18 protein-coding genes and 3 pseudogenes are annotated in these 24,966 nt (G+C 66.6%); 7 read left to right on the forward strand and 14 right to left on the reverse strand.

Annotated elements, in window-relative coordinates; genetic code table 11:
* Positions 1–5: 5 nt before the first annotated feature.
* The 3 genes from lplT (at position 6) to V9L20_RS11170 (ending at position 2,813) form a co-directional block, all read left to right on the forward strand.
* Positions 6–1,310 (forward strand): lysophospholipid transporter LplT, encoded by a 1,305-nt coding sequence (lplT, locus tag V9L20_RS11160; RefSeq protein WP_258503423.1) that lies wholly within the window; start codon positions 6–8, stop codon positions 1,308–1,310.
* Positions 1,311–1,421: 111 nt separating this feature from the next.
* A complete protein-coding gene (locus V9L20_RS11165; protein ID WP_337296638.1) occupies positions 1,422–2,315 on the forward strand; it encodes a DMT family transporter in 894 nt (297 codons plus the stop codon).
* Positions 2,316–2,324: 9 nt separating this feature from the next.
* The gene (locus V9L20_RS11170; RefSeq protein WP_337296639.1) at positions 2,325–2,813 is read left to right on the forward strand and encodes a glutathione peroxidase; all 489 of its coding nucleotides are present in this window, start codon (positions 2,325–2,327) and stop codon (positions 2,811–2,813) included.
* Between the two features lie 21 nt (positions 2,814–2,834).
* On the opposite strand, the gene V9L20_RS11175 is transcribed toward V9L20_RS11170, so the two are convergent.
* The 9 genes from V9L20_RS11175 to V9L20_RS11215 form a co-directional block, all read right to left on the reverse strand.
* Complete coding sequence (locus V9L20_RS11175; protein ID WP_337296640.1) at positions 2,835–3,266, reverse strand: carboxypeptidase regulatory-like domain-containing protein; 432 nt, start codon at positions 3,264–3,266, stop codon at positions 2,835–2,837.
* Between the two features lie 92 nt (positions 3,267–3,358).
* Positions 3,359–4,591, reverse strand: coding sequence for a glycolate oxidase subunit GlcF (glcF, locus tag V9L20_RS11180; RefSeq protein WP_337296641.1), 1,233 nt, complete (start codon positions 4,589–4,591; stop codon positions 3,359–3,361).
* A gap of 22 nt (positions 4,592–4,613) precedes the next feature.
* Positions 4,614–5,717 carry a glycolate oxidase subunit GlcE gene (glcE, locus tag V9L20_RS11185; protein WP_337296642.1) on the reverse strand — a complete coding sequence of 368 codons (1,104 nt, stop codon included), beginning with the start codon at positions 5,715–5,717 and terminating at the stop codon, positions 4,614–4,616.
* 18 nt (positions 5,718–5,735) lie between these two features.
* A complete protein-coding gene (locus tag V9L20_RS11190; protein WP_337296643.1) occupies positions 5,736–7,238 on the reverse strand; it encodes an FAD-linked oxidase C-terminal domain-containing protein in 1,503 nt (500 codons plus the stop codon).
* A gap of 138 nt (positions 7,239–7,376) precedes the next feature.
* Positions 7,377–8,261 carry a LysR substrate-binding domain-containing protein gene (locus V9L20_RS11195; protein ID WP_337296644.1) on the reverse strand — a complete coding sequence of 295 codons (885 nt, stop codon included), beginning with the start codon at positions 8,259–8,261 and terminating at the stop codon, positions 7,377–7,379.
* A gap of 304 nt (positions 8,262–8,565) precedes the next feature.
* Entirely contained in the window at positions 8,566–9,498 is a 933-nt protein-coding gene (locus V9L20_RS11200; RefSeq protein WP_337296645.1) for an SMP-30/gluconolactonase/LRE family protein, read from the reverse strand.
* A 245-nt stretch (positions 9,499–9,743) separates the two neighbouring features.
* Entirely contained in the window at positions 9,744–11,279 is a 1,536-nt protein-coding gene (locus tag V9L20_RS11205; protein WP_274708775.1) for an ammonium transporter, read from the reverse strand.
* 21 nt (positions 11,280–11,300) lie between these two features.
* Positions 11,301–11,639 carry a P-II family nitrogen regulator gene (glnK, locus tag V9L20_RS11210; RefSeq protein ID WP_007833403.1) on the reverse strand — a complete coding sequence of 113 codons (339 nt, stop codon included), beginning with the start codon at positions 11,637–11,639 and terminating at the stop codon, positions 11,301–11,303.
* Between the two features lie 70 nt (positions 11,640–11,709).
* Positions 11,710–12,534 (reverse strand): TorF family putative porin, encoded by an 825-nt coding sequence (locus tag V9L20_RS11215; protein ID WP_258503407.1) that lies wholly within the window; start codon positions 12,532–12,534, stop codon positions 11,710–11,712.
* A gap of 215 nt (positions 12,535–12,749) precedes the next feature.
* Here V9L20_RS11215 and V9L20_RS11220 point away from each other — a divergent pair.
* A pseudogene (locus V9L20_RS11220) lies at positions 12,750–13,664 on the forward strand (YifB family Mg chelatase-like AAA ATPase); the annotation flags it as partial.
* Between the two features lie 238 nt (positions 13,665–13,902).
* Here the strand turns inward: V9L20_RS11220 and V9L20_RS11230 are convergent.
* Positions 13,903–14,160: pseudogene (locus V9L20_RS11230) on the reverse strand (helix-turn-helix domain-containing protein); the annotation flags it as partial.
* 238 nt (positions 14,161–14,398) lie between these two features.
* Here V9L20_RS11230 and V9L20_RS11235 point away from each other — a divergent pair.
* From V9L20_RS11235 to V9L20_RS11245, 3 genes and pseudogenes are all read left to right on the forward strand, one after another.
* Positions 14,399–15,036 (forward strand): annotated as a pseudogene (locus V9L20_RS11235) (ATP-binding protein); the annotation flags it as partial.
* Positions 15,037–15,099: 63 nt separating this feature from the next.
* The gene (locus tag V9L20_RS11240; RefSeq protein ID WP_337296646.1) at positions 15,100–15,597 is read left to right on the forward strand and encodes a hypothetical protein; all 498 of its coding nucleotides are present in this window, start codon (positions 15,100–15,102) and stop codon (positions 15,595–15,597) included.
* Positions 15,598–15,871: 274 nt separating this feature from the next.
* Positions 15,872–17,104: an MFS transporter gene (locus tag V9L20_RS11245; RefSeq protein ID WP_337296647.1), complete on the forward strand. Its 1,233-nt coding sequence runs from the start codon at positions 15,872–15,874 to the stop codon at positions 17,102–17,104.
* Here the strand turns inward: V9L20_RS11245 and V9L20_RS11250 are convergent.
* Genes V9L20_RS11250 through V9L20_RS11265 form a run of 4 tightly spaced genes read right to left on the reverse strand, consistent with a single transcriptional unit; the run spans position 17,097 to position 24,960 of the window.
* Entirely contained in the window at positions 17,097–19,172 is a 2,076-nt protein-coding gene (locus tag V9L20_RS11250) for a serine/threonine protein kinase (protein ID WP_337296648.1), read from the reverse strand. The two genes, V9L20_RS11245 and V9L20_RS11250, sit on opposite strands and share 8 nt — an antisense overlap.
* 31 nt (positions 19,173–19,203) lie before the next feature.
* A complete protein-coding gene (tagF, locus tag V9L20_RS11255; protein ID WP_337296649.1) occupies positions 19,204–19,926 on the reverse strand; it encodes a type VI secretion system-associated protein TagF in 723 nt (240 codons plus the stop codon).
* Between the two features lies 1 nt (position 19,927).
* Positions 19,928–23,563: a type VI secretion system membrane subunit TssM gene (tssM, locus tag V9L20_RS11260; RefSeq protein WP_337296650.1), complete on the reverse strand. Its 3,636-nt coding sequence runs from the start codon at positions 23,561–23,563 to the stop codon at positions 19,928–19,930.
* Positions 23,563–24,960, reverse strand: a complete 1,398-nt coding sequence (locus V9L20_RS11265) for a DotU family type VI secretion system protein (RefSeq protein WP_337296651.1) — start codon at positions 24,958–24,960, stop codon at positions 23,563–23,565. Before V9L20_RS11265 ends, tssM begins: the two co-directional genes overlap by 1 nt.
* Between the last annotated feature and the right edge of the window lie 6 nt (positions 24,961–24,966).

The raw sequence follows: 24,966 nt of genomic DNA on the forward strand, positions 1-24,966 counted from the left end.
CATCGATGAAGCGCGGTTTCTACACGATCATGTCGGCCCAGTTCTTTTCGTCGCTGGCCGACAACGCGATCTTTGTCGTGGCGGTCGAGCTCATGCGCAGCTCGGGAGCGGCCGAATGGCAGAGAGCGGCGCTGGTGCCGATCTTCGCCGTCTTCTACGTGGTGCTGGCGCCGCTGGTGGGCGCCTTTGCCGACGCTTTGCCCAAAGGGCGGGTGATGTTCATCAGCAACGCGATCAAGGTGGTCGGCTGCCTGATGATGCTGTTCGGCTCGCACCCGCTGCTCTCCTATTCGATCGTGGGGCTTGGCGCCGCAGCGTATTCGCCGGCCAAGTACGGCATCCTGACCGAACTGCTGCCGGCTTCGCAGTTGGTAAAAGCCAACGGTTGGATCGAAGGCCTCACGATCGCCTCGATCCTGCTGGGCATCGTGCTCGGCGGCTCGCTGGTGGGGCACGCAGTGTCCACCCAGCTGCTGTCCTTCGACATGCCGCTCATCGACACCGGCATCGATTCGCCGGCCGAGGCGGCCATTGCGGTGCTGATCTTCGTCTACGCGCTGGCGGCCTGGTTCAACACCCGCATTCCGCACACCGGCGTCGAAATGCGGCCGCTGCGCGCCATTCCGGAGCACGGCCTCGCGCGCAACATGCTGGCGCTGCTGCCTGATTTCTGGCACTGCAACGCACGCCTGTGGCGCGACAAGCTGGGGCAGATTTCGCTGGCCACCACCACGCTCTTCTGGGGCGCCGGGGCCAACCTCAAGTACATCGTGCTGGCCTGGGCCTCGCTCGCGCTCAACTACAACACCACGCAGGCTACCGCGCTCACCGGCGTGGTGACCATCGGCATGGCGGTGGGCGCCATCGTCGCGTCGATGCGCATGCGCCTGGACATGGCCACCCGCGTGATCCCGATGGGCATTGCCATGGGCCTGCTGGTGATCAGCATGAACCTGATCGGCAACGTGTGGATCGCCGTGCCGTTCCTCATTCTGCTGGGTGGGCTGGGCGGCTTTCTGGTGGTGCCGATGAACGCGCTGCTGCAGCACCGCGGTCACAACCTCATGGGCGCGGGCCGTTCCATTGCGGTGCAGAACTTCAACGAACAGGCCTGCATCCTGCTGCTCGGCGGCTTCTACAGCGCCTGCACCGGGCTGGGCCTGTCGGCGTATGCGGCCATCGGCGCTTTCGGCGGAGTGGTCGCGGGCTGCATGTGGATCATCCAGCGCTGGCATCATCACAACCTGCGCAAATACCCAGAAGAAGTCGAGCACCTGCTCGCCATCGCCCGTAGCGACAAGCATCATTGACCTCCCCCAGGCTGCGCGCACTTCGTGTCGCTTCGCCCACCCCCTCACCGGGGGCAACACCGGTGGCCCGGCGAAGCCGGTTCCACGGTGTTCCACGAATAACTCCGCCCTATGCCAGCGCTTGCACTCATCTTCAACGCCTTTGTATGGGGCGTTTCGTGGTTTCCGTTCCGGCACATCGAAAGCCATGGGCTGCACCCGGTGTGGACCACCTGCCTCATCTACGTGGCGATCTCGCTCGCGATGGCCCTCTTTCGCCGCCACGCCTGGCGCGGCTTTGCGGCGTTTCCCATGCTGGTGGCGCTGGGCCTAGCGGCCGGCTTTACCAACCTGGGCTTCAACTGGGCCGTCACGCAGGGCGACGTGGTGCGGGTGGTGCTGCTTTTCTACCTGATGCCGCTGTGGAGCGTGCTGCTGGGCTGGGCCGTGCTGGGCGAGCGGCCCACGGCCGGCGCGCTTGCGCGCGTGGCGCTGGCCCTCATCGGCGTGGTGGTGGTGCTCAAGGCGCCGGGCGTCGACTGGCCCGTGCCTTCCAGCCTGCCGGACTGGCTGGGCGTGGCGGCCGGCTTCAGCTTTGCAGTGACCAACATCCTGCTGCGCCACCTGCACGGCGCGCCCGGTGAATCGCGCGCACTGGCCATGTTCTGCGGCTGCGCGCTGGTGTCCGGCATTGCCGCGGCCGCGGGCACCCTGCTTGGTGCGTTTGCGTCTCCCCTCGCCGTGCAGCCGGGCTGGATCGGCTGGGCCGCATTGCTGGGCGTGGGCTTCGTGGCGGCCAACTTCTGCCTGCAGTACGGCGCGGCCCGGCTGGCGGCCAGCGCCACCGCGGTGATCATGCTGTCGGAGGTGCTGTTCGCCAGCGTTTCGTCGGTGGCGCTAGGCGCCGCCGACATGAGCCCGCGCATCCTGGCCGGCGGCGCGCTGATCGTGCTGGCGGCCGTGTGGTCGGCGTTTGCGCGAACGCCGGCACAGGGCGATGATCGCCTTTCGTCTTCCACCACCTGAGGTACGCGCATGACCGGCATCTACGACTTCGAAGCCAGGCAGATCGACGGCAAGAGCGTGAAGCTCTCCGACTTCCGGGGCAAGGTGCTGTTGATCGTGAACACGGCCAGCAAGTGCGGCTTCACGCCTCAGTTCGCGGGCCTCGAGGCGCTGCACGAAAAGTATGCGGCCCAGGGGCTGGTGGTGCTTGGTTTTCCGTCGAACCAGTTCGGCTCGCAAGACCCGGGAAGCAACGAGGAAATCGGCGCCTTCTGCACCACCAACTACGGCGTGAGTTTTCCGATGATGGAGAAGATCGACGTCAACGGCAGCAACGCCGCGCCGCTCTACCAGTGGCTCACCAAGGAGAAGCCGGGCCTCCTGGGCAGCACCGCCATCAAGTGGAACTTCACCAAGTTTTTGGTGGGGCGCGACGGCAAGGTGCAAAAGCGCTATGCGCCGCTGGACACGCCCGCTTCGCTCGCGCCGGACATAGAGGCGGCGCTGGCGGCGGGCTGACCCCCACAGCAAGAACCCCGGTCAGAACCGGAAGCTGGCGGTCTTGGGGCTGCCGCCCACCGTCACCGACTGGCTCTGGGCGCTACCGCCTGCCGTGACGGCATCCACCGTGTAGCGGCCCGCGGGCAAATCGACCAGGCACACCGGTCCGCTGGCGCGCAATGCCAGCGAAGGCGCGCCGCCGGTGCCCTTGATGTCGACTTGCACATCCGCGAGATAAGCGCCGTCGGAACGCGCAAAAAGCAGGGCCAGCGGATGCTCCTTCATGGCCGCGCGCATGGCGTTCGATTCGTCCGAGCCGATGCCACCGCACACGTAGCGCACCGCGCCCTCCCCCTTCCACTGCGGCATGGCCGACTGGGCCTGCGCGCCAACGGCAACCACTGCGCAGGCAAGGGCCAGCATGGCACGCCGCAAGTCCGCCTGGACGATGAAAGCTTGAACGGAAGACATGGGGCTTGCTCCTTGAAAGAATCGGTGCCGCCATGATGCGGCGCAAGTGACTTGCGGGCGAGTCGGACCAGAGCGCTCTTCGGTGTGCGATCTCAGGCCGCCGCCAGTGCGGCGTCCAGCAGTTCCACCCAGTGGCGCACCGGCGTTTCCTGGCTGCCGCTTTGCAGGTGCGTGATGCAGCCGATGTTGGCCGAGGCAATGACGCTCGGCTGCAGTTGCCGCAGATGGCCGAGCTTGCGGTCGCGCAGCGGATACGCCAGTTCAGGCTGCAGCACCGAATACGTGCCCGCCGAGCCGCAGCACAGGTGCGATTCGTTCATGGCCACGCGCACGTCGAAGCCCAGCGCGCGCAGATGCGTCTCGACACCGCCGCGCAGCTTCTGCCCATGCTGCAGCGTGCAGGGCGGGTGGTAGGCCACCACGCCCTCGGGGGCACGCACGCGCGCCTTCAGCGCCGGGACCAGGTCGGGCAGCAGTTCGCTCAGGTCGCGCGTCAGCTGGCTGATGCGTGCCGCCTTGGCCGCATAGGCCGGGTCGTGCTGCAGGATGTGGCCGTACTCGCGCACGGTGACGCCGCAGCCCGAAGCATTCATCACGATGGCTTCGATCTCGTTGCGTTCAACCTGCGGCCACCAGGCGTCGATGTTGGCGCGCATCTGCGCCTTGCCGCCTTCCTGGTCGTTGAGGTGGAACTTCACGGCGCCGCAGCAGCCCGCCTCTTTCACGACCACGGCCTGGATGCCCGCCGCATCGAGCACGCGCGCGGTCGCGGTGTTGATGTTGGGCATCATCGACGGTTGCACGCAGCCCGCAAGCATGAGCACCTTGCGTGCGTGCGTGGCGGTGGGCCAGGCGCCCGCTTCCTGCCTGGCCGGAACCTTGGCCTTGAGCGCATCGGGCAAGAGCCCGCGCACCGCCTGGCCGAGCTTCATCGCGGGCGAGAAAAGCGGCGACGGCAGCCCTTCTTTCAGCAGCCAGCGCGTGGCCGACTCCATCGCCGGTCGCGGCACTTTTTCGTCGACGATCTTGCGGCCGATGTCGACCAGGTGGCCGTACTGCACGCCGCTCGGGCAGGTGCTTTCGCAGTTGCGGCAGGTCAGGCAACGGTCCAGGTGCAGCTGCGTGCTGCGCGTGGGTTCCTTGCCTTCGAGCACCTGCTTGATCAGGTAGATGCGTCCGCGCGGACCATCGAGCTCGTCGCCCAGCAGCTGATAGGTGGGGCAGGTGGCGGTGCAGAAGCCGCAGTGCACGCACTTGCGCAGAATGGCTTCGGCCTCGCGGCCTTCGTCGGTGCCGCGGAATTCGGGGGCGAGTTCGGTTTGCATCGCGGGTGGGGTGTCGTTTGTTTTATTCGGCTGCGAAGAGCCGGCCGCGGTTGAAGATGCGGTGCGGATCGAACTCATGCATCAGCGCGCAGTGGATGCGGGCCACGGGGGCGCTCAATGCATCGAAGCGCGGAACGTCTCCACCCGCTGCACGGGAAGCGGGCATCCTGAACAGCGTGGCGTGTCCGCCGGCTGCATGCGCGATGTCGCGGATGTATGCGGCTTGTTCGGCTGGCGCCTTGTACCAGCGCTGTCCGCCGTGCCATTCGACGAGCGGCGTGTTGCCGTCGATGGCGAGCACCGGCGCGGTCTGCGGCACCGACAGGCGCCAGAGCGCCGTGGAGCCCTCATCACCCGCAAACCAAGGGTGCTGCTGGTCGCGCAGCGATTGCCACCAGGCGGCACTTGCATTGTCTTGTCGCTCGCCGCCCAGATGCGCGGAAGCGGCTTCCACTGCCGCAACCGCGCCGCGCAGGCGCAGGTACAAGGTGCCCGCACCGGCTTGCTCGACCCAGCAGCTCGCATTCAGCGGCAGCGGACGGCCGCCCCACTCGTTGAGCAGGCGCAGCGCATCCGCCTGGCTGCAGGCAAATGCGAGCGTCGCTTCGGCGGGTGCGACGGGCAGCACCTTGAGGCTGACCTCCGCGATCACGCCCAGCGTGCCGAGCGAACCCGCGAGCACGCGCGAAACGTCGTAGCCGGCCACGTTTTTCATGACCTGCCCGCCGAAGGTGAGCAGCTCGGCGCGGCCATTGACGAGCTTGGCGCCGAGCACGTAGTCGCGCACCGCGCCCACGCTCGCGCGCGCCGGGCCGCTGAGCCCGGCGGCGACCATGCCGCCCACCGTGCCGCCGCTCTCGAAGTGCGGCGGCTCGAAAGGAAGACACTGCCCTTTTTCGGCCAATGCGGCTTCGAGTTCGGCGAGCGGCGTGCCGGCGCGCACGGTAACCACCAGCTCGCTGGGTTCGTAGCTGGTGATGCCTGCGAGGGCGCTGGTGCCGAGGATTTCTCCTTGCAGCAACTCACCGTAAAAGTCCTTGGAGCCGCCGCCGCGAATGCGCAGCGGCGTGGCGTCAGAGGCGGCGGCGTGGACGCGCTCGACGATCTGGCTGAGGGCTTGATCCATGTGTCTCTTTTGTTTTTTTCAGAAACGCGGCAGATCGGGGTGCGGCAGTTGCCCGCCGCGCACCACCTGCTTGCCGTATTCGGCGCAGCGCTGCAGGGTGGGAATCACCTTGCCGGGGTTCAGCAGGCCGGCCGGATCGAAGGCGCGCTTGACGCCGAACATCTGCTCGTTCTCGGCCGCTGTGAACTGCACGCACATGCTGTTGAGCTTTTCGACGCCCACGCCGTGCTCGCCCGACACGGTGCCGCCCATGGCCACGCTGGTCTCGAGAATGTCGGCGCCGAAAAGCTCGCAGCGGTGCAGCTCATCGGGGTCGTTGGCATCGAACAGCACCAGCGGGTGCAGGTTGCCATCGCCCGCGTGGAACACGTTGCAGCAGCGCAGGTTGTACTTCTGCTCCATCTGCTGAATGGCGAGCAGGATGTCCGCGAGCCGCTTGCGCGGAATCGTCGAGTCGAGGCACATGTAGTCTGGGCTGATGCGGCCCGACGCCGGAAAGGCGTTCTTGCGCCCGCTCCAGAACTTCATGCGCTCTTCTTCGCTGTTGCTCACCGCAATGGCGGTGGCGCCGCAACCGCGCAGCACGGCGGTCATGCGGCCGATTTCTTCTTCCACCTCTTCGGGCGTACCGTCGGATTCGCACAGCAGAATGGCCGCCGCATCCAGGTCGTAGCCCGCGCGCACGAAGTCTTCGACCGCGGCGGTCATCGGCTTGTCCATCATCTCGAGCCCCGCGGGAATGATGCCGGCAGCAATGACCGCCGCCACCGCGTCGCCGGCTTTGCGAACATCGTCGAAGCTGGCCATGATGCAGCGCGCGAGCTGCGGCTTGGGCACAAGCTTGACGGTGACCTCGGTGGTCACGGCCAGCATGCCTTCGCTGCCGATGACCAATGCCAGCAGGTCGAGCCCCGGTGCATCGAGCGCCTCGCCGCCGAATTCGATGGCTTCACCCTCGGCAGTGAAGCCGCGCACGCGCAGCACGTTGTGCAGCGTGAGGCCGTATTTCAGGCAGTGCACGCCGCCCGAATTTTCGGCCACGTTGCCGCCGATGGTGCAGGCGATCTGGCTCGACGGATCGGGCGCGTAATAGAGATTGAAAGGCGCGGCGGCCTCGCTGATGGCGAGATTGCGCACGCCGCACTGCACCACGGCCGTTCGGCTCACCGGGTCGATCTTCAGGATGCGGTTGAACTTGGCGAGCGAGAGCGTGACCCCGAGCGCATGCGGCATGGCGCCGCCCGAGAGTCCGGTGCCGGCACCGCGTGCCACCACGGGCACGCCGAGCTGGTGGCAGGTTTTGAGCACGGCCGCCGCCTGGGCCTCGGTTTCGGGCAGTGCCACCACCAGCGGGCGCTGGCGGTAGGCGGTGAGGCCGTCGCATTCGTAGGGCGTGGTGTCCTCGGCGTGCCAGATGAGCGCATGCGCCGGCAGGTGGGCCTGCAGGGCGCGCACGACCTGCGACTGGCGTTCGGATTTCTGCAGCGAATCGTGCTGGGCAGGGGTAAGCGGCGCGTTCATGCGGCAAGCCTCTTTAGTCGGGCAAAGTGTCTCGTGGTGTAGCGCACTCTACGCAAATGCGGCGGCGCCGGGTTGAAGCTTTTTTGCGCGGCGCTTGAGAGAACTTTGCCGCTCGGCGCCTTTTCTTTTTATTTTTCTTCAGCGCAGGCTTTGCGCCAGCCAGTCGGCAAAGGCAGCGCATTCCCAGCGATCGAGCGTGCCGGGCTGCCAGCAGATGGTGTGGCGGTGCGGCGAGGGCACGGGCCGGTCCGAAAGCGGCACCAGCCGGCCCGACTCGAACCATGCGGCGCCCATTTTCAGCCGCACGAGCGCCACGCCGAATCCGCTGGCGGCTGCGTCGTAGACCAGGCCCAGGTCGTTGAACTGGGAGCCGACGTGCGGTTCGGGCTGGTCGATGCCGCAGCTTGCGAACCAGGTGCTCCAGGGCTCGAGCGGGCTGCGAATGAGGCGCGCGCTCGCAATTTCGGCCGCGGTGCCAAACCCGTCGAAAGGCCCGAACTCGTTGAGGAAGCTCGGACTGCAGGCGGGCACCACTTCTTCTTCGAGCAGCAGGCGGTGTTCGCAATCGGCGTACGCACCGGTGCCATAGCGCACTTCGAGATCGGCCTGCTCGGCGGTCACGTCGAGCAACGGGATGGACACCTGCAGCACGAGTTCGATGTCCGGGTAGATGTTGCGGAACAGTTCGAGCCGCGGCATAAGGAACTGGCGGCTGAAGGTGGGCGTGACGGCAATGCGTAGGCGTGTGGCGCGCTGCTGCGCCGCATTGCCGGTGGGCATGGCTTGCAGCGCCGCAAGGCCGGTGCGCACGTTGGCAAGGTAGGCGGCGCCATCGGCCGTGAGGCTGAAGTCGCTGCGCCCGAAGAGCTTGAAGCCGACGTGCGATTCGAGTTGCCGGATGCGGTGGCTCACGGCGCTGGGCGTGACGCACAGTTCGTCTGCAGCTCGTCCGGCATTTCGCAGCCTGGCCACGGCTTCGAAGGTCAGGAGGCACTGGATGGGTGGGATGTGCTGGAGGGCCACTTTTGCCTAACCTCCTTGGAGGTTTTGTTGGCGCTGCTGTTCGGGGCGCGTGCACAGGCCACCGGGTACTCCCCTCCGCGAATGTCCCCCGCCTTCGGCTCCTCCTTTATTTCGCTGCGCGGAGCACCCGATGCCCTGTGCACTTGGGCACGCTGCTCGTGCAACGCCGATCAACGACCGCCGCTTAAGACGCACACGTCGATGGGGTGCCTTGCGCAGCGAAATAAAGGAGGAGGCCGCAGGCCGGGGGACATTCGCGGAGAAAGGTATCCCGTCGGCGGGTGCGCCCCCTGAATGACCCATCTCAGTCCTCAAAGAAGCTGACCGGCAATCCAGGCACATCGACGCGCATGGAAATCACCGTACCCGATGCAGGCAACCGCTCGATCTCTGCAGCAGGCCGGCCCTTGCGCCCGCTGGTGACGAAGAGCGTCTTCAAGTCGTCCCCACCAAAACACGGCATGGTCGGGCACTGAACAGGAACGGGAACAGAAGCCACGATTTCACCGGACGGCGCGAAGCGCAGCAGCTGTGCACCTTCGAACATCGCAACCCAGTAGTGGCCCTCGGCGTCGACCGTCGCGCCATCGGGACGGCCTTGGTAGCGCACGGGCGAGTCGGGGGTCCAGCCTTGGGGCTTGTGCTCGAATTGATGAAACACGCGGGCACGCGAAAGCGAATTGGCCTCGGTGTCCCAGTCCCAGGCGCACACCACATGCGCGGCGGTGTCGGCCCAGTAGAGCGTGCGTGCGTCGGGCGAGAACGCGAGCCCGTTGCCGGTGGTGGACTCGTTGGCCATTTGCGTCAACGTGGGCGACACACCGGTGTCGGTGCGGGCATCGAAGCAATAGAGCGCGGCGTTGGCCTTGTCCTTGGCCTCGTTGAGCGAGCCGGCCCAGAAACGGCCCAGCGCATCGCATTTTCCGTCGTTGAAGCGCATGGTGCGCGCGTCGTGCTCCACACGCGCCACCGCAACCAGTTCACCGCCCCATTCGCGGGCCCGGTAGATGCCGTCGCGCAACGCAATCACCAGCCCGCCGCTCCGCGCCGGAGCCATGCAGCCGGCCTCGGTGGCCAGGGCCCAGCGCTCCACCTTGGCACCGGGCGTGCCGATTTCCCCGCGCGTGCGCAGCACCGCGCGCCCCGGAATGTCGAGCCAGTAAAGCGAGCGTTCGTGCGGGTGCCAGAACGGCGATTCGCCGAGCTCGCAAAGGCTGTCTTCGAGGGTGGTCCACATGATCCCGGCATTGTGCATCCGCTCCCCCGAAGGCCAAAAAAAAGCCCGCTGACGCCGAAGCGCTCGCGGGCTGAACATCCAAAGGAGACCTTGCCGAAAAAATTTGTCCGTGTAGTTCTTATAAGCAGTCTTCGCGTCGTATGCCCCCTTCGTGGAACACCGAGGAACCGGCTTTGCCGGGCCTCTGGTGTTGCCCCCAGCAGGGGGGTTGGCGAAGCGACACGAAGTGCGCGAAGACTGGGGGGTTAACGGTTATATGCGGTCTCGCCGTGCGAGGAGATGTCGAGGCCTTCGCGCTCTTCTTCTTCCGACACACGCAGGCCGATGGTGAGGTCGGCGATCTTGAAGGCGATGAACGCCACCACGCCAGACCAGACGATGGTCAGCAGCACGCCTTTGAGCTGAATCCAGACCTGCGCACCGATGCCGTTGGAGACGATGCTGGCCGTGACCCAGTCGCCCACGAGGCCGGGGCCGCCGAGAGCCTGGGTGTTGAACACGCCGGTGAGCAGCGCGCCGACGATACCGCCGACACCGTGCACGCCGAACACGTCGAGCGAGTCGTCCGCGCCGAGCAGCTTCTTGAGGCCGTTGACGCCCCAGAGGCAGGCGAAGCCGGCGATGAAGCCGATGATGATGGCGCCCATCAGGCCGACGTTTCCGGCGGCCGGGGTGATGGCCACGAGGCCTGCAACGGCGCCCGAAGCGGCACCCAGCATCGAGGCCTTGCCGCGCATCAGCGCTTCACCGATGCACCATGCAAGCACGGCGGCTGCGGTGGCGGTAAAGGTGTTCATGAAGGCGAGCACGGCGCTGGTGCCGGCTTCGAGGGCCGAACCTGCGTTGAAACCGAACCAGCCGACCCACAGCAGCGAGGCGCCGACCATGGTGAGCGTGAGCGAGTGAGGCGTGAAGGCTTCCTTGCCGTAGCCGACGCGCTTGCCGATGACGTACGCGCCGACCAGGCCTGCAACGGCTGCATTGATGTGCACCACGGTACCGCCCGCGAAGTCGAGCGCGCCCCATTGCCAGATCAGGCCGGCCTTGGCGTTGTTCGCATCCACCACGTTGGCGGCGGTGTAGGCGTCAGGGCCAAGCCAGAACCAGACCATGTGGGCCAGCGGCGCATAGCTGAAGGTGAACCAGATCACCATGAACAGCAGCACGGCCGAGAACTTGGCGCGCTCTGCAAAGGCACCCACGATCAGGCAGCAGGTGATGCCGGCGAACGTGGCCTGGAAGGCGGCGAACAGCAGCTCGGGGATGTACACACCCTTGCTGAAGGTGGCGCCGGGCGCGAACACGCCGGTGGCCGGATCGAACACGCCCTTCATGAAGAGCCGGTCGAAGCCGCCGATGAAGGCATTCCCCTCGGTGAACGCCAGGCTGTAGCCATAGATGAGCCACAGCACGACGATCAGCGAGAAGGTGACCATCACCTGCATGAGCACCGACAGCATGTTCTTGCTGCGGACCAGGCCGCCGTAGAACAGCGCCAGGCCGGGAATGGTCATCATGATGACGAGCAGCGTGGACAGCATCATCCAGCTGGTGTCACCCTTGTTGAACGAAGGAGCGGGAGCCGCGGCGGGTGCTGCTTCGGCAGCAGCAGCGGGGGCGGCGGCAGGTGCCGCGGCCGCGGGGGCTGCAGCGGGAGCCGGGGCGGTTGCAGCCGGTGCCGTGGCAGCCGGCGCTTCAGCCGCCGGCGCCTGTGCGAACGAGGCGGTGCCGGCAGCGAGCACGCTCAAGCCGAGCGCAAGAGAAACAAGCAGTTTTTTCATGGTTGTTTTTTTCCGGGCTGATCAGAGGGCTTCGCGGCCGGTTTCACCGGTGCGGATGCGAACGACCTGCTCGAGGTTGTAGACAAAAATCTTGCCGTCGCCGATCTTGCCGGTGCGGGCAGCGCCTTCGACGGCTTCGATCACGCGGTCGACGAGGTCGTCGGACACCGCCGCTTCGATCTTGACCTTGGGCAGGAAGTCGACCACGTACTCGGCGCCGCGGTACAGCTCGGTGTGGCCCTTCTGGCGACCGAATCCCTTGACCTCCGTGACCGTGATGCCTTGCACGCCGATGGCCGACAGCGCTTCGCGCACTTCGTCGAGCTTGAACGGTTTGATGATGGCTGTGACCAGCTTCATGATGACTTTCTCCTTCTTGGATGGAATGAATGGTGCGGCAGCTTGGGCCGCACCTTGTTCTTGTGCCTGCTTACAGGGTCTTGCTGAGCGTAACGATGAAGCGCGCCTTGTTGGGCGAGTAGTACTGCTCGCCGATCGGGCCGAAGCCGAAGTCCACGCCCGGGTTGCTCAGCGCGAGGTAAGAGCTCTTCTTGTTGGCGCCCTGCACCGAGCCGGCCAGTGCCAGGCCGTTGCCGAAGTCATACGACACGCCCACGTTGTAGTCCACGTAGCTCTTGTAGCCCAGGCTGCGGATGTCGCTAGACATGTGCGTGTAGCCCACGGCCGCCTTCAGCGTGAGCTTGGGCACGATTTCCTTGCTGTAGGCCAGGTTCAGGTAGCCGGTGTTGCGGCCCTTCAGGCCCGAGCCCGACTTGTAGCCGGCGTAGCCGAAGTAGTCCTTGGAGACCGTGTGCGAGTACTTCAGGGTGAACGAGCCGATGGCTTCGTCGGCCCAGGTGCCCGCGCCGTACAGCTCGGTGGTGTTGCCGATGGAGTTGCCCGGGTAGATGTAGGTCAGCGCGCCCACGTCCAGGTCGAACGGGCCGGCCTTGAACTTATAGCCGCCGTAGAGGTCGCTCTCGATGCTGTTGCCCTGGAGCCAGTTGACGCTGGAGTTCCAGTTGCCCACATAGAAGCCGCTTTCGCCGAAGGCGTAGTCGAAGCCGCCCTGGATGGCGGGCTTGAAGCCCTTGGTCTTGGCGTAGTCGTTGTTCCCGATCATGTCCTGGTCCTGGCCGCGGAACTTGTAGTTGCTGGTCAGGGCCACATTCCCCGAGAGCTGGGCGCTCGCCAGCATCGGCAGGACTGCAAGGCCGGCCACGGCCACTGCCTGGGCGAATTTACGGTGCATCATCGAGACTCCTCGGAGTTGGTTGGATAGTTGGGGGACACCGTCTCATAGCAGGGAGCGTGCCAAAGTGCTCGTTCTTCCAGCCGAGAGGCGGCGGCCCCGTCATCCGCAATCTGCTTGAAAAGTTACAAGAGTGTTCAGGTGCGACGCCCTTCCGGGCGCCGCGGTGCACAAGCCCGACCAAAAACGGGCGCACCATAATGGGGAGAGTAATAAGAATGAGCTTGTCTTTGGTGCAAAGCCGCGCTTTGCTTGGGCTGGAAGCGGCCAGTGTCACGGTCGAGGTGCATCTGGCGAACGGCCTGCCCAGTTTTACGCTGGTCGGGCTGGCCGAAACCGAAGTCAAGGAAGCGCGCGAACGCGTGCGCTCGGCCATCCAGAACGCCGGCCTCGAGTTTCCGAATAACAAACGGATCACAGTCAACCTGGCGCCGGCAGACCTGCCCAAGGACTCCGGCCGGTTCGACCTGCCCATTGCGCTCGGCATCCTGGCCGCCAGCGGGCAGATCCAGGCCGCCGGCCTCGCGGGGCATGAATTTGCCGGCGAGCTTTCCCTTTCAGGCGAGCTTCGGCCCGTGCGCGGCGCGCTGGCCATGGCGCTTGCACTGCACACCCGTGGCATCGCGACACGGCTGGTGCTGCCTACCGAAAGCGCAAAAGAAGCGGCCCTGGTGCCCGGCGGCGAGGTGTACGGCGCCAGGCACCTGCTGGATGTGGTGCAGCGCTTCATGCCGGCAGACGCCGCCGCACAGCAGGCCGAGCCAGCCGGGCCGCCCGGCGCGGACGGCTGGGCCCGCATCCACGCCGCTGCGGCCGGGGCCGCGCCCCTGTATGCCGACCTGTCCGACGTAAAAGGCCATGCGAGCGCCAAGCGCGCGCTCGAAATTGCCGCCGCCGGCGGGCACAGCCTGCTCATGGTCGGCGAGCCGGGCTCGGGCAAGTCGATGCTGGCGCAGCGCTTTGCCGGGCTGCTGCCGCCGATGAGCATCGACGAGGCGCTGGAGACCGCCGCCGTGGCCAGCCTGGGCGGCAGCTTCTCGACCGAGCGTTGGATGAGCCGGCCGACTTCTGCGCCGCACCACACGTCAAGCGCGGTGGCGCTGGTGGGCGGCGGCTCCCCTCCGCGACCGGGTGGGCAGCGTCATAAATAAACGCAGGCCAAAACGAACTAAATCAATAGCTTAGCCTCCCTGTTTGATTCCACCGAACTCTGACCCGAGATTTCCATCGAATACTGACCCACCCGCTTTGTGAGCCCGAAGGCCTCACGATGTGGATAAGTGCTTGATGTTCTCCTTTTTAGATTGAGGCTTTGCGGAACTGGTTTTGAACCGGAAGCTGTCGTTTCCGGTCTCCAGAATGTGGCATTGTGTGGATCTGCCGCAGATTGCGCCGCTGTTTCCGCGATTTGGTGGCCTCGATCGCGAGCCAGGTCGCGAGCTTGTCGGCATAGGGGTCGAACTTGCTCGAGCTCGCCCGCTTGGCGTAGCGCGGCGCTTCGTCGCCCGCTCGCAGGTACTTCTTTACGGTGTTGCGAGACAGGCCTGTACGCCTTGCAATCTCGCGGATGGACATCTGCTCGCGCAGGGCCCAGCGTCTGATGACACTCAATGTCGCCACGTCTATCACTCCTAGGATCCCCTGCCTTAAAAATGAGCAGGGTAGAGTTTTACGTGGGTCAGTCTTAGACGGAAATTAGTGCGTTAGCCGGGTCAATTTTCGGCGGCAATCAACAGAAAATGAGCTGCTCTACGGAGAGATGAATCAAGCGCGCGGCCGGCCGACTACCTACCGGTCGGCGCATCCGGTAAAGTCAAAAATTGCGGCTAACTGTGACGAGAATTTCGGCTATTTGTGACGGTGCCCACCGGGCGAAATCTCGCAGGCGCACCACGGCGTTCTCTTTCTCGACGAGTTTCCGGAGTTCGCAAGGTCCGCCCTCGAGGCGCTGCGCGAGCCGCTCGAAACCGGCACCATCACCATTGCGCGGGCCGCCCGGCGCGCCGAGTTTCCCGCGCGCTTCCAGCTCATTGCGGCCATGAACCCCTGCCCTTGCGGCTACCAGGGTTCGGCACTGAAAGCCTGCCGCTGCACGCCAGACCAGGTTTCGCGCTACCAGAGCAAGCTCAGCGGCCCGCTGCTCGATCGCATCGACCTGCACATCGAAGTGCCCGCGGTGTCGGCGCACCAACTGCTCGGTGCGCCGGCCGGCGAGGCGACCGGCAGCATCCGCGCCCGCGTGGTCGCCGCGCGCAACTTTGCGGTGCAGCGCCAAGGCAGCCCGAACCAGGCACTGCAGGCCGGCGCCATCGACCAGCACGCCGCGCTGGACGAGGCCGCGCGCAAGTTCATGGTCAACGCCGCAGCCAAGCTCGGCTGGTCGGCGCGCAGCACGCACCGCGCGCTCAAGGTGGCGCGCACGGTCGCCGACTGGCCGGCGCCGAATCGGTGCAGGCTGTGCATGTGGCGGAGGCTGTGCAGTACCGTCGGGGGTTGAAAAACTGATCCCAATAATGATTCGCCACAATCGATTGTGTAAATGGAATGCAACTGCTTAGCGGAGATCGCTTGAAACAAGTCTTGACCACCGTGATGGCCGCTTTGGTGGGTGGCTGCGCGTCGTTCGCACCATACGTACCTGTCGAAGATGGACAACCATTCGCGACACTGGTTGTCCCTTCAAGAATCACGAGTTGGCGGCCAGGAAGCGTCGGCTCCACGACATTGAATTTCGCAATCGCGAACGAACAAGGCTGCGGCAACTTCGTCAAACCCGAGCCAGCCACTCAAGAGCGCAGTGAGGTCAGGTACAAGATCCCGATAAACAAGGACATCCTCATCGGCTACGCCCGTGATTCCGGGGTGATGACGTGCAATGTGTCTGCTTCATTTCATGCGACGACGGCAGGTGCGCAATACGTGCTGAATGGGCGAGTTCTAGGCATGCAGTGTGCGCTGACGGTTTCGGAAATAACCGCAGGCTCATCAACGCTTTTACCGCTCGAGCCTGCATTCAGAGATGCGTGGATTGGTCGCAAAGCGTGCAAGCGACGACAGGATCTTTGATTCCGGAAAGCGGCGCACAAGCTATCTCCTCGATAGGACGCGCCCCGGATGCGGGCGCACAAGAGCGCCGTAATGCGACACGCGGATCCTGACGTTCGGCAATTGCGAACCTGAGGCCCCTCATCTGGTCCAGCTGTTTCTCGCGATCCGCATTGGCCAGACTTCAGGCTGGTTACGGCCCGTGCATGACAAGGTGCCCGGCTCCGAATCCGTGATCCTCCCCCACGTGGCGGAGGCGGTGCAGTACCGTCGGGGTTTGCGAAATTGACAGGCAGTGAACCCACCCGCCCCCACGCTCTACAACCGCCGCATGGTGGGCTGGCTTTCGCTCGGCCAGCTCATCACCTGGGGCAGCGTCTTCTATGGCTTCGCGCTGCTGATGGAGCCGGTCGAGCGCGAGCTGGGATTGAGCCGGGCGCAGTCGTCGCTGGCGTTCAGCCTTGCGCTGCTGGCCGAAGGCGCACTGGCATGGCCGGTGGGCCGCTGGATCGACCGCGGCCATGAGCGGGCGGTGATGACGGGCGGCTCGCTGGTCATCGTGGCCGGCCTACTGCTCCAGAGCATGGTGCACAGCGCCCTGGGCTTCTACGCGGCCTGGACGCTGCTCGGCGCGGGGCTGGCGGCCACGCTCTACAGCCCTGCGTTCTCCATCGTCACGCGGCGCTTTCCGCATGACTTTCGCCGCGCGATCATCACGCTGACTTTTCTCGGCGGGCTGGCGAGCACTGTGTTCATTCCGCTCGTGGCCTGGCTCATAGCGGAGCTCGGCTGGCGCCATGCCTTGTGGGTGCTCGCGGCCATTCACCTTTTCATTTGCGCGCCGCTGCATGCGCGGGTGCTGCGGCATGCGCCCGCTCCCGCGGCGGGTTCGAAAGCCGGGCGGCCCCGCGCAGGCGAAGCCGCGGCCGTTGCGCCCGCCAGCCACTACATGCGCACCGCCCCGTTCCTGCTGGTGGGCGTTTTCACCGTGTTGCTGATGGCGGTCACGGCCGCGTTGCCGCCGCACATGGTGAGCCTGCTGCGCGGCGCGGGGCTTAGCGAATCGTGGGCCATTGCCGTGCCCGCGAGCATCGGGCTGGTGCAGGTGCTGGGGCGCGCGTTACTTTATTTCTTCGAGCACCACTTCGACCTGCATCTGGCGAACCGGCTGATTCCCTGCCTGATTCCGCTCGGCCTGCTCGCATTGCTTGCGGGCGCGGGCCATCCGGGCGCGGCGCTGCTGTTCGTGTTTTTCTACGGCATGGGCAACGGCATGCTCACCATCGTGAAGGGCACCGCGATTGCGCAATACGTGAACCGCGATCACGTCGCCACGCTCAACGGTGCATTGGGGCTGCCGAGCGCCATCGCCCGCGCCCTGGCGCCGCTGATGCTCGGCGTGCTGTGGCAGCCGGGCACCGGCTACACGCTGGGCCTCTGGGTGCTGCTGGCGGCCAGCGTCATCGCGGTGCTGGCACTGGTCGGCGCGCAGCGCTGGCGCCGCGTGCCGGGCACGCCTGCTACTTGAACTCGTGGCTGACCACAGGCGCCGAGCGGCTGTCCTGCACCGTCACGCGCTGCCGGTACACATCGAGGTCGCCGTTGCGCACTTCGATGTTGTAGATGCCTGGCCGCAGCGACAGTGACTTGAGCGGCGGGCTCACGCCGCGGTCGGCACCGTCGACGAACACCTGGCCCCACGGACGAATGTTGAGCACCACGCGCCCGTTGCCGGGCGGAGCGGCCGGCGGGGCAGGCGGCGTGGCGCCACCGGCCACCACGGTGGGAACCGCGTTGGTCGGCGTGGTGCCGGGGGCTGCGGGGATGGTGGGCGAGAGCCGGTTCAGCTCGGCGATGGCGTTGCGCGCCTCCCGTGCATGTAGGCCGCGGCGGTACCGGCGCAGGTAAGCCTCGTAGCCTTCGCGCGTGTTCTCGGCCTGGGCCAGGTTCCAGTCTTCGACTTCGGAGGTGGCAAGAGCGGGCTCCGGCGGCGTGGTCGGTGTAGCCGGTGTGGTGGCCGTGGGCGGCACGGCCGCCGTGGGAGGCGCCGCAGGCACGGGCGCAATCACCGGCACGTTGTCCAGCGGCGTCAGCGAACCGGCCGGCGCACTGGCCGCCGGCGCGGGCGGCGCGGCGCCACCAGGTGCGGTCGCCACGTTGCCACCCGGCGCGCTTTCGCCTGTCGGCACGGCCGGAGGGGGTGCGTCGGCAGACATCGGCCCCGAAGGCGGCGGCACCGGCACCATGGCGGTCGATGTTTCCTGCCGGCCGGAACTCAGGTGCAGGCCGATCCAGCCGCCCACGGCCACCAGTGCGATCACCAGCACGCCGACCAGCTTCCATGGCGGCTGCGACGATTTCCTGGCGGGCGAAGACGGCGGCTTGGCAGCGGCCGTTGCCCCGCGCGCGGGGGCGGTTTCGCGCGGTGCGGCGGCCTTGGGTGGGGGCACGGGAGCCCGCTCCGGGCTGGCCTCGGGCTGCGGTGGCTTGGGCTTGACCGGTTCCGGCGAGGCGGCTTCGGCGCGTACCGTGCCGGCCAATGCAGCGGTCTCCTTCACAACGGCGGGTGCCGGTGCGGGCGCGGCCCTTTGCGGCTGCGGCACCACCGCAGGCGCGGCCTTGGCAGGTGGAGGAACAATGACTGTTGGCGCCGCCAGCCCGCTCACATAGGTGTCGCCGAGCTTGGCCAGGCCCAGCTCGGCCGCGAACGCCGCCACTGTTTGCGTGCGGTCCTTGCTGTGCACCGCCAGCGTGTGATCGACCGCGGCGCAGAACGCCGGGCTCAGGTCGCTGCGGCCGAGCGAAGACAGCGGCACATACGCGTCCTGCACGCTGCGCACCACGGCCGAAGGCGGCGGATTCCCCGTGACCGCGCGGTACAGCACGGCGCCCAGCGCATAAAGATCGGTCCACGCGCCCTGCAGCAACGTGTTGTCGTCGGCGTACTGCTCGATGGGCGAATAGCCCGACTTCACCATCACCGCCACTTCGTCGACCAGGTCGGCAATCGACTTGCGCGCCGCGCCGAAGTCGAGCAGCACCGGCAGGTCGTCCTGCTGGATGAAGATGTTGTCGGGCGCGATGTCGCGGTGAAAGCACTGGCTGCGATGCAGCGTTTCGAGCGCGCCGAGCAGCGGCCCCAGCATGCCGAGCAGCCAGGCCTCGGTGATCTTCGACGGCTCTTCCTCGGCCAGGCGGCGCAGCGTGCGGCCGCGATACAACTGGATGGCCATGTAGGCGGTGCTGTTCGCCTCCCAGAAGCGATGCACCCGCACCAGCGCCGGATGGCTGAACTGCGCGAGGGTACGCGCCTCGTTGATAAAGCTGCGCAGTCCCGCCTGGAAGGTGGCGGTGAGCCGGTCGGAACGCACATGCACGCTGTCGTCGCCCACGCGGCGCGCGAGCATCGAAGGCATGTATTCCTTGATGGCCACCTCGCGCTGCAGCGAGTGGTCGTAGGCGCGGTAGACGATGCCGAAGCCGCCTTCGCCGATCACTTCGAGCAGCTCGAACTCGTCCAGCCTGTGGCCCGTGCCCAGCGGATGCGGCCGCTCCTGTGGATCGGCCGGCGCGCTGCTGCTGGCGTTGGTCGTCATGCATCTCCTCCCGCGGCGGGGGTCTCATTACTCATGCCCATGGCACATGCCCCTGTGAAAACAACTTCGAAAACAATGGCGTGTTCAGGCCCCCGCCATGCGCGGCGGTGCGCAGCGGCGAGCCATCCGCCTGGTTGGTCCACCAGTAGCTGGTGCTTCCGAAGGCATCGAAGCACAGCGGAAGCTCGGGCCAGCCCAGCCGCTGCTGCGCCGCCGCGCCGGCGCCGCCGGCCGCGGGCCCGAGGATCGACAGGATGTCGTCCGAGCCGCCGCTCGCGGTCTGGAACCCGCCATGTGCGGCAGCCAGCACCTGCTGGTCGAACTGGTCGGGCGCCACGCTGTGGCGAATGGCCTGCAGCAAGGCAGTGCCGCACTGCCAGTACCAGGCGGCCGAGCCTTCGAGCATGGAAGGCCGATAGCTCGACGCCGCCACCTGCACCGTCACGCACACGGGGTAGTAGCGCCCCACCCGGTCGCAGCTTGGCGCAATGCAGCCGAACTGCACCGCGTCCACGCCCTGGGTGGCCGGAATCGCAAAGTTCCACACTGGCGCGACAACGTAGTGCCGCGTCATGGCGTCGGGCCAGCGCTTGAAGGAACCAAGGCCGTTCTGCATCCAGCGGTCCCACCAGGCCTGCAGCTCGCGCGGCATGCGCCGATAAAGAAAGTCGCCCGCCGCGGGCAGCTTGCCGTACCAGCCGATCTGCTCGTCGGCCGGCACCCACGCGTGCGGCGAAGGAAAGCCGCTGTTCATCTCACGACTTTCCCGGGCATGAGAAGCCGCTCATCTGGCTCAGCCGCAGCGGGTTGTAGACGCTGTTCGCGGTCACCGCCAGCACCACCTTCTTGCCCTGCATGTCGAAGGTCGCATTGAACGACTCGGGCGACCGGCCGGCCGAAACCGAGGCCTTGTCGAAAAGCCGGTGCAGCGCCCACGGCCCTTCGGTCACGATGCCGCCGGCCGGCGTGCCGTTGGCGGTGGTCACCTGCAGCCGCACCTGGTTGCTGTTGCGCGGGCCGGGCCACTTCACAGTGCTGGGCGCCTGCGGGCCATGTGCATAGCGCACCGTCTGCCCGTCGATGTCGAGCGTGAACTGGGTGAGCGCGGCGTCCATGTCCTCGGGCCGGATGTCGATGGTGAACGACGGCGTGCGGCCGCCGGCCATGCCGGTAAAGAACACATCGCGGATCGCCTGCGCCTTCTGGAACGAGTCGAGATACGACGAGCGCCCCGGCGAGCTGCCGTCCACGCCCTTCTTGAAGGCCCATGGGTTGACAGACGTATCGACCTGCGAGGCGAGGTTCTTCTGGAAGAAGTCGTCCATCATGCCGCCCGGCGAAAACAGCTGCGCGAAGTCGCCGGCCGCCACATCGCGGTTGGAGCCGCGCGAAAACGGATAGCGCCCCGCAATGGCCTGGTTGCAGAACTGGCCGATGGTGGCCGCCGCGCTCTGACCGATGTTCTGCCGCGTCACGGCCGCGGCCTTGGACGACGCGGTGGCCGAGAGATCGTTCAGCATGCCCTGGAACGGCACCGGCAGGCGGCCCGCCTCCGCCTGCACCTTGGTGACCGCGTCGCCCGAGGGCGGAATGTTGCCGCTGCGCAAGGCGGTGTCGGTGGCGGTAAGGAAGGTGTAGAGCTCGTTGATGAGCGCCGCGGTGGCGTCGATGGGCGCCTGCCCGCCGGCCTTGGGCGCGGTCACCATGCGGCGCAGCGGCGCAAAGTGGTTGTCCACCAGCGACTCGGGCCGGTCCGGCGCGGTGTTGCGGCGCTGGCTGCCGTCGGGCTGGCCAATGAGCTGCTCGATGCGCTCGCGCGTGCTGGCCACGCGGTTCTGCGCCTGGTCGAGCAGGCTGCGCGCAGCTTCGTCGTGGTTGCGCAGCAGGTCGGTCTCGCGCGCTGCGCCGCGAATGAGGCGCGACATCGGCGACTCCGAGGTCGAGAGCACGCGCGTCATCTGGATGCTCTGCAGCAGCGAGCGGCTGTCGGCCAGGCGGACGTCGGCCAGGTACTCGTCCCAGATGCGGATGTAGTCGGTGAGATACAGCCGGCGCACCTCGCGCAGCAGCAGCTCGCGCGACGTGATGTCGGTCATGCCCGGTGCGCGGATCTGCAGCACCCAGCGGTCTTCCTGCTCGAGCGCAAGCGTGGTTTCCGCCATGCGCTTGTCGAAGATGTCCCAGTAGCCGCGGTAGGTGAACAGCGTCGGGATGCCGTCGGTCAGCGGCTTGCCGCTTGCGCGCTTGATGACCAGCGCCGACTCGGCCCCCGCCGCCTCCGCAATGCTGAACGCGTTGGGCGGGCTGGTCTGCAGCAGGATGCGCCGCAGCCGCGCATAGGATCGCTGCGCCAGCGGCACGCCGGCCAGGCGGTCGCGCGTCTCGATCACGAGCCGGTCGTCCTTGGCAAAGGGCGATGTCACCACGCGCCCCGCGAACAGCGCCTGCAGATGCGTCTCGAGATTGGCGCGCTGCTCGCGCGTGAGGGCAGCGCCGATCTTGCGGTCGACGTCGGTGAGCAGCCAGGCCTGCAGAAAATCGGCGTCATAGCGCTCGGCGTCATACAGCATGAGGTAGGCCTTGAGCGCCTCGTAGCTGTATTCGGCATCGGTCTTCGAGGCTTCGCGCAGCGCCTGCTCCACGCGCTGGGCCGCCTGCGGCAGCAGCACGCTTTCGAGCGCGCGCTGGTAGACGCCATCGGTTGCGGCCTGCAGCTTGTCGCCCTGGTAAAGGCCGAAGCGGTAGCTCACCGGCGGATCGCCGATGTCGAACCGGCTCGACTTGGGCAGGTCGCGCAACCGGTCGAGCACCAGCAGCGAGCTGGCGATGTCGCTGTTCGAATCGACCACCGTCGGCAGCTCGCCGCGGGCCGCGGCCTTGTTGAAGGCCTTCGCGTTGTTGTCGACCTCGGCCACGTAGTCGCTGTTGTTGCGCCAGCTGTTCACGCAGGCGCCCAGCAACACCACCAGCAGCACGCCGATGAGGCTGTAGCCGGCCAGGTCGATGGCCCGCTTGCGCCGATACCAGCTCAGGTTGGTGCCGGCCACGCCCGCGTCGCGGAAGATCACCTGCTGCAGCAGCTCCTTCAAAAAGTAGCTCTTGCCCGGCCCCGGCGGCGGCGCCGGCGGCGCGTTGACCTGCAGGTAGCGCTTGATGGCGCCCATCACGCGGTCGAAGGCCGTGCCCTCCTGCGTGCCGCTGGTGAAGTACACGCCCCGCAGCATCGGCGCCACTTCGAACTTGGACGGGTTGAACACGTCGGCCAGGAAGGTGCCCAGGATGTCCTCGAAGCTTGCGAACTGCTGCGGCAGCAGATAGGCCTGCGCGCGGCGCATCTGGTCGGGCTCGGCCGCCAGCAACTCGGGCAGGCGCTCGTCCAGGCGCTGGTGGAGCAGCTTGTATTCCTGGTGGAAGCGTTCGCGCAGGTCGGCTTTGGCCGGGTCCGCCGGGTTGGCATCGATGGGGAAGGTAAAGCCCCACACCTGCGAGCGCTCGGCCCGGCCCAGCGAGCCGAAGTACTCGTTGAAGCCAGCCAGCAAGTCGGTCTTGGTAACCAGCACGTACACCGGAAAGTTGATGCCCAGGTCGTTGCGCAGTTCGAGCAGCCGCTTGCGCAGCGCCATGGCGTGGCGCGCGCGCTGTGCGTCGTCGGCCAGGGGCAGGTCGGCAATGCTGATGGTGAGAATCGCGCCGTTGATCGGCTGGCGCGGCCTGAACTTCTTCAGCAGGTCGAGAAAGCCCTTCCACTCGCTCTCGTCGGTTTCGCGGTTGCTCTCGTGCGTGGTGTAGCGCCCGGCGGTGTCGATGAGCACCGCCTCGTTGGTGAACCACCAGTCGCAGTTGCGCGTGCCGCCAATGCCGCGCACCGCGGCCTTGCCGAGCTGGTCGGCCAGCGGAAAGTCGAGGTCGGAGTTGACCAGCGCGGTGGTCTTGCCCGAGCCCGGCGCACCGATGAAGATGTACCAGGGCAGCTGGTACAGGTACTGCCGGTCGAACACGGCAAAGCGGCCCGCGGCCTTGCCTTCGGCACCCGAGCCGAAGCGCATGTTCTTCAGTATGGCCGTGGCATCGGTGAAGCCGCTTTGCAGCTCCTTGATCTCGGGTGCGTCTTCGGGCTTGGCAGCCTTTTCTTTCGCGGTGGGGGTGCGCAGCTGGTTGAGCAGTTGCGCGTTGAGCCGCCGCTCGCGCCACTTGCGGTAGAGCACCCGCGCAATCCAGATCGTGAACATCAGCGCGATGACCACGATGCGGACGAACTCGCTTTCGAACGGCCGGTAGCGGCCCACCGCAATGACGGGGCCGATGACCCAGATCAGGAACGCGACAGCCAGCAGACCGAAAAAGACCCACAGGTCGCGGCTCACGAGAAAACGGAAAATCGCGCGCAGCATCAGCGGGCTCCTCCCTGCGGCGCTGTGGCGTTGGCACCGCCTGCCACGGGCGCCACGAGCAGCGTCACTTCCACACGCCGGTTGCGCGCACGGTTGGCGGGTGAGTCGTTGGGTACCAGCGGGTCGGCATCGCCCCGGCCTTCGGCGCGCAGGCGCTCGGGCCGCGTGACACGCGTGGCAATCATCTTCTTGACGGCATCGGCACGCGCCTGCGAGAGCTGCCAGTTGGACGGAAAGCGAACGCTGCGAATCGGCTGGTCATCGCTGAAGCCGCTGATCAGCACATTGCCTTCCACCGAATTGAGCGCATCGGCCACGCGTGCGAGCACGGGCGCATAACGGTCGAGCACGCGGTCGGAGCCCGATGCGAACAGGCCGTCGCCGCGCAGCACCACCACGCTGCGGTCGGCCTCGTCGCGCACGGTCAGCAAACCGTCGCGGATCTCGGGTTCGAGAAAACGCTGCAGGCGCGGCTGCGGCGCCGGCAAGGCGACAGCACGCGCGGTCTGCGGCAGGCGCACCGCGTTCACGGCCGAGAACGCACCGTCGGAGCGGCCGGCCAGGCTGAAGGTGAGCACACCGAACACCAGCACCAGCAGCACTGCCGCCACGGCGCCCACGGCCCACAGCGGCAGCCAGTTGCGCGTGCGGCGCACCGGCGCGCTTGCGTCCTGCCAGTGCGGAGACAGCGGCACGGCAATTTCTCCGCGCGTCTGCCGAATGATCTGCAGCAGGCGCTGTTTGAGCGTTTCAAGCTGCGTGCGCCCGTTGTCGATGACGCGGAAACGCCCTTCGAAGCCCATGGCCAGGCAGAAGTAGATGAGCTCGATGAGCTGCAGATGCTGCTGGGGGTTCTGCACCAGGCGCGACAGCAACTGGAAGAACTTTTCGCCGCCCCAGGTCTCGTTGTGGAACATCACGAGCAGGCTTTGCGACGACCAGATGCTGCCGCCCCACGGCGTGAGCGCGGCCGCCTCGTCGACCGCGGTGCACAGGCAGTAGCGCGCACCGATGATCACCTCGGGCGCAATGCCGCTTTGCTGCGCGCGTGTTTCGAAGCGCCTGACTTCGTCGACCAAGTGCTCGCGCAGTTGCGCGGGCGCGTCGTGGTGGCCCGTGGCGCGAATCTGTGGAATCAGGTCGAGCAGCGGGTTGGCCGCCGCGACGAGCGGGTTGTTGCCCGCGAGCGCCGTGTCGCCCGCATGCGGACGCCGCGCGTCGTGCCATGCGGTGAATGACTGGGGCTGCTGGCCGAGGCCGCGCGATGCCGGGGACATGCCCGCTGCGTCCCCATTGCCAATGCCGCCACCGTGGCCGCTATTGCCGTTGTTGCCGCCGCCCGGGTTCGGAGGCACGAAGCCACCCGGACCGACAGCCATGTCGTTGACACCGTTCATAGGGTC

Origin of the sequence: Variovorax sp. CCNWLW225 (assembly GCF_037204045.1) — a bacterium.
In the GTDB taxonomy this organism is placed as follows: domain Bacteria; phylum Pseudomonadota; class Gammaproteobacteria; order Burkholderiales; family Burkholderiaceae_C; genus Variovorax.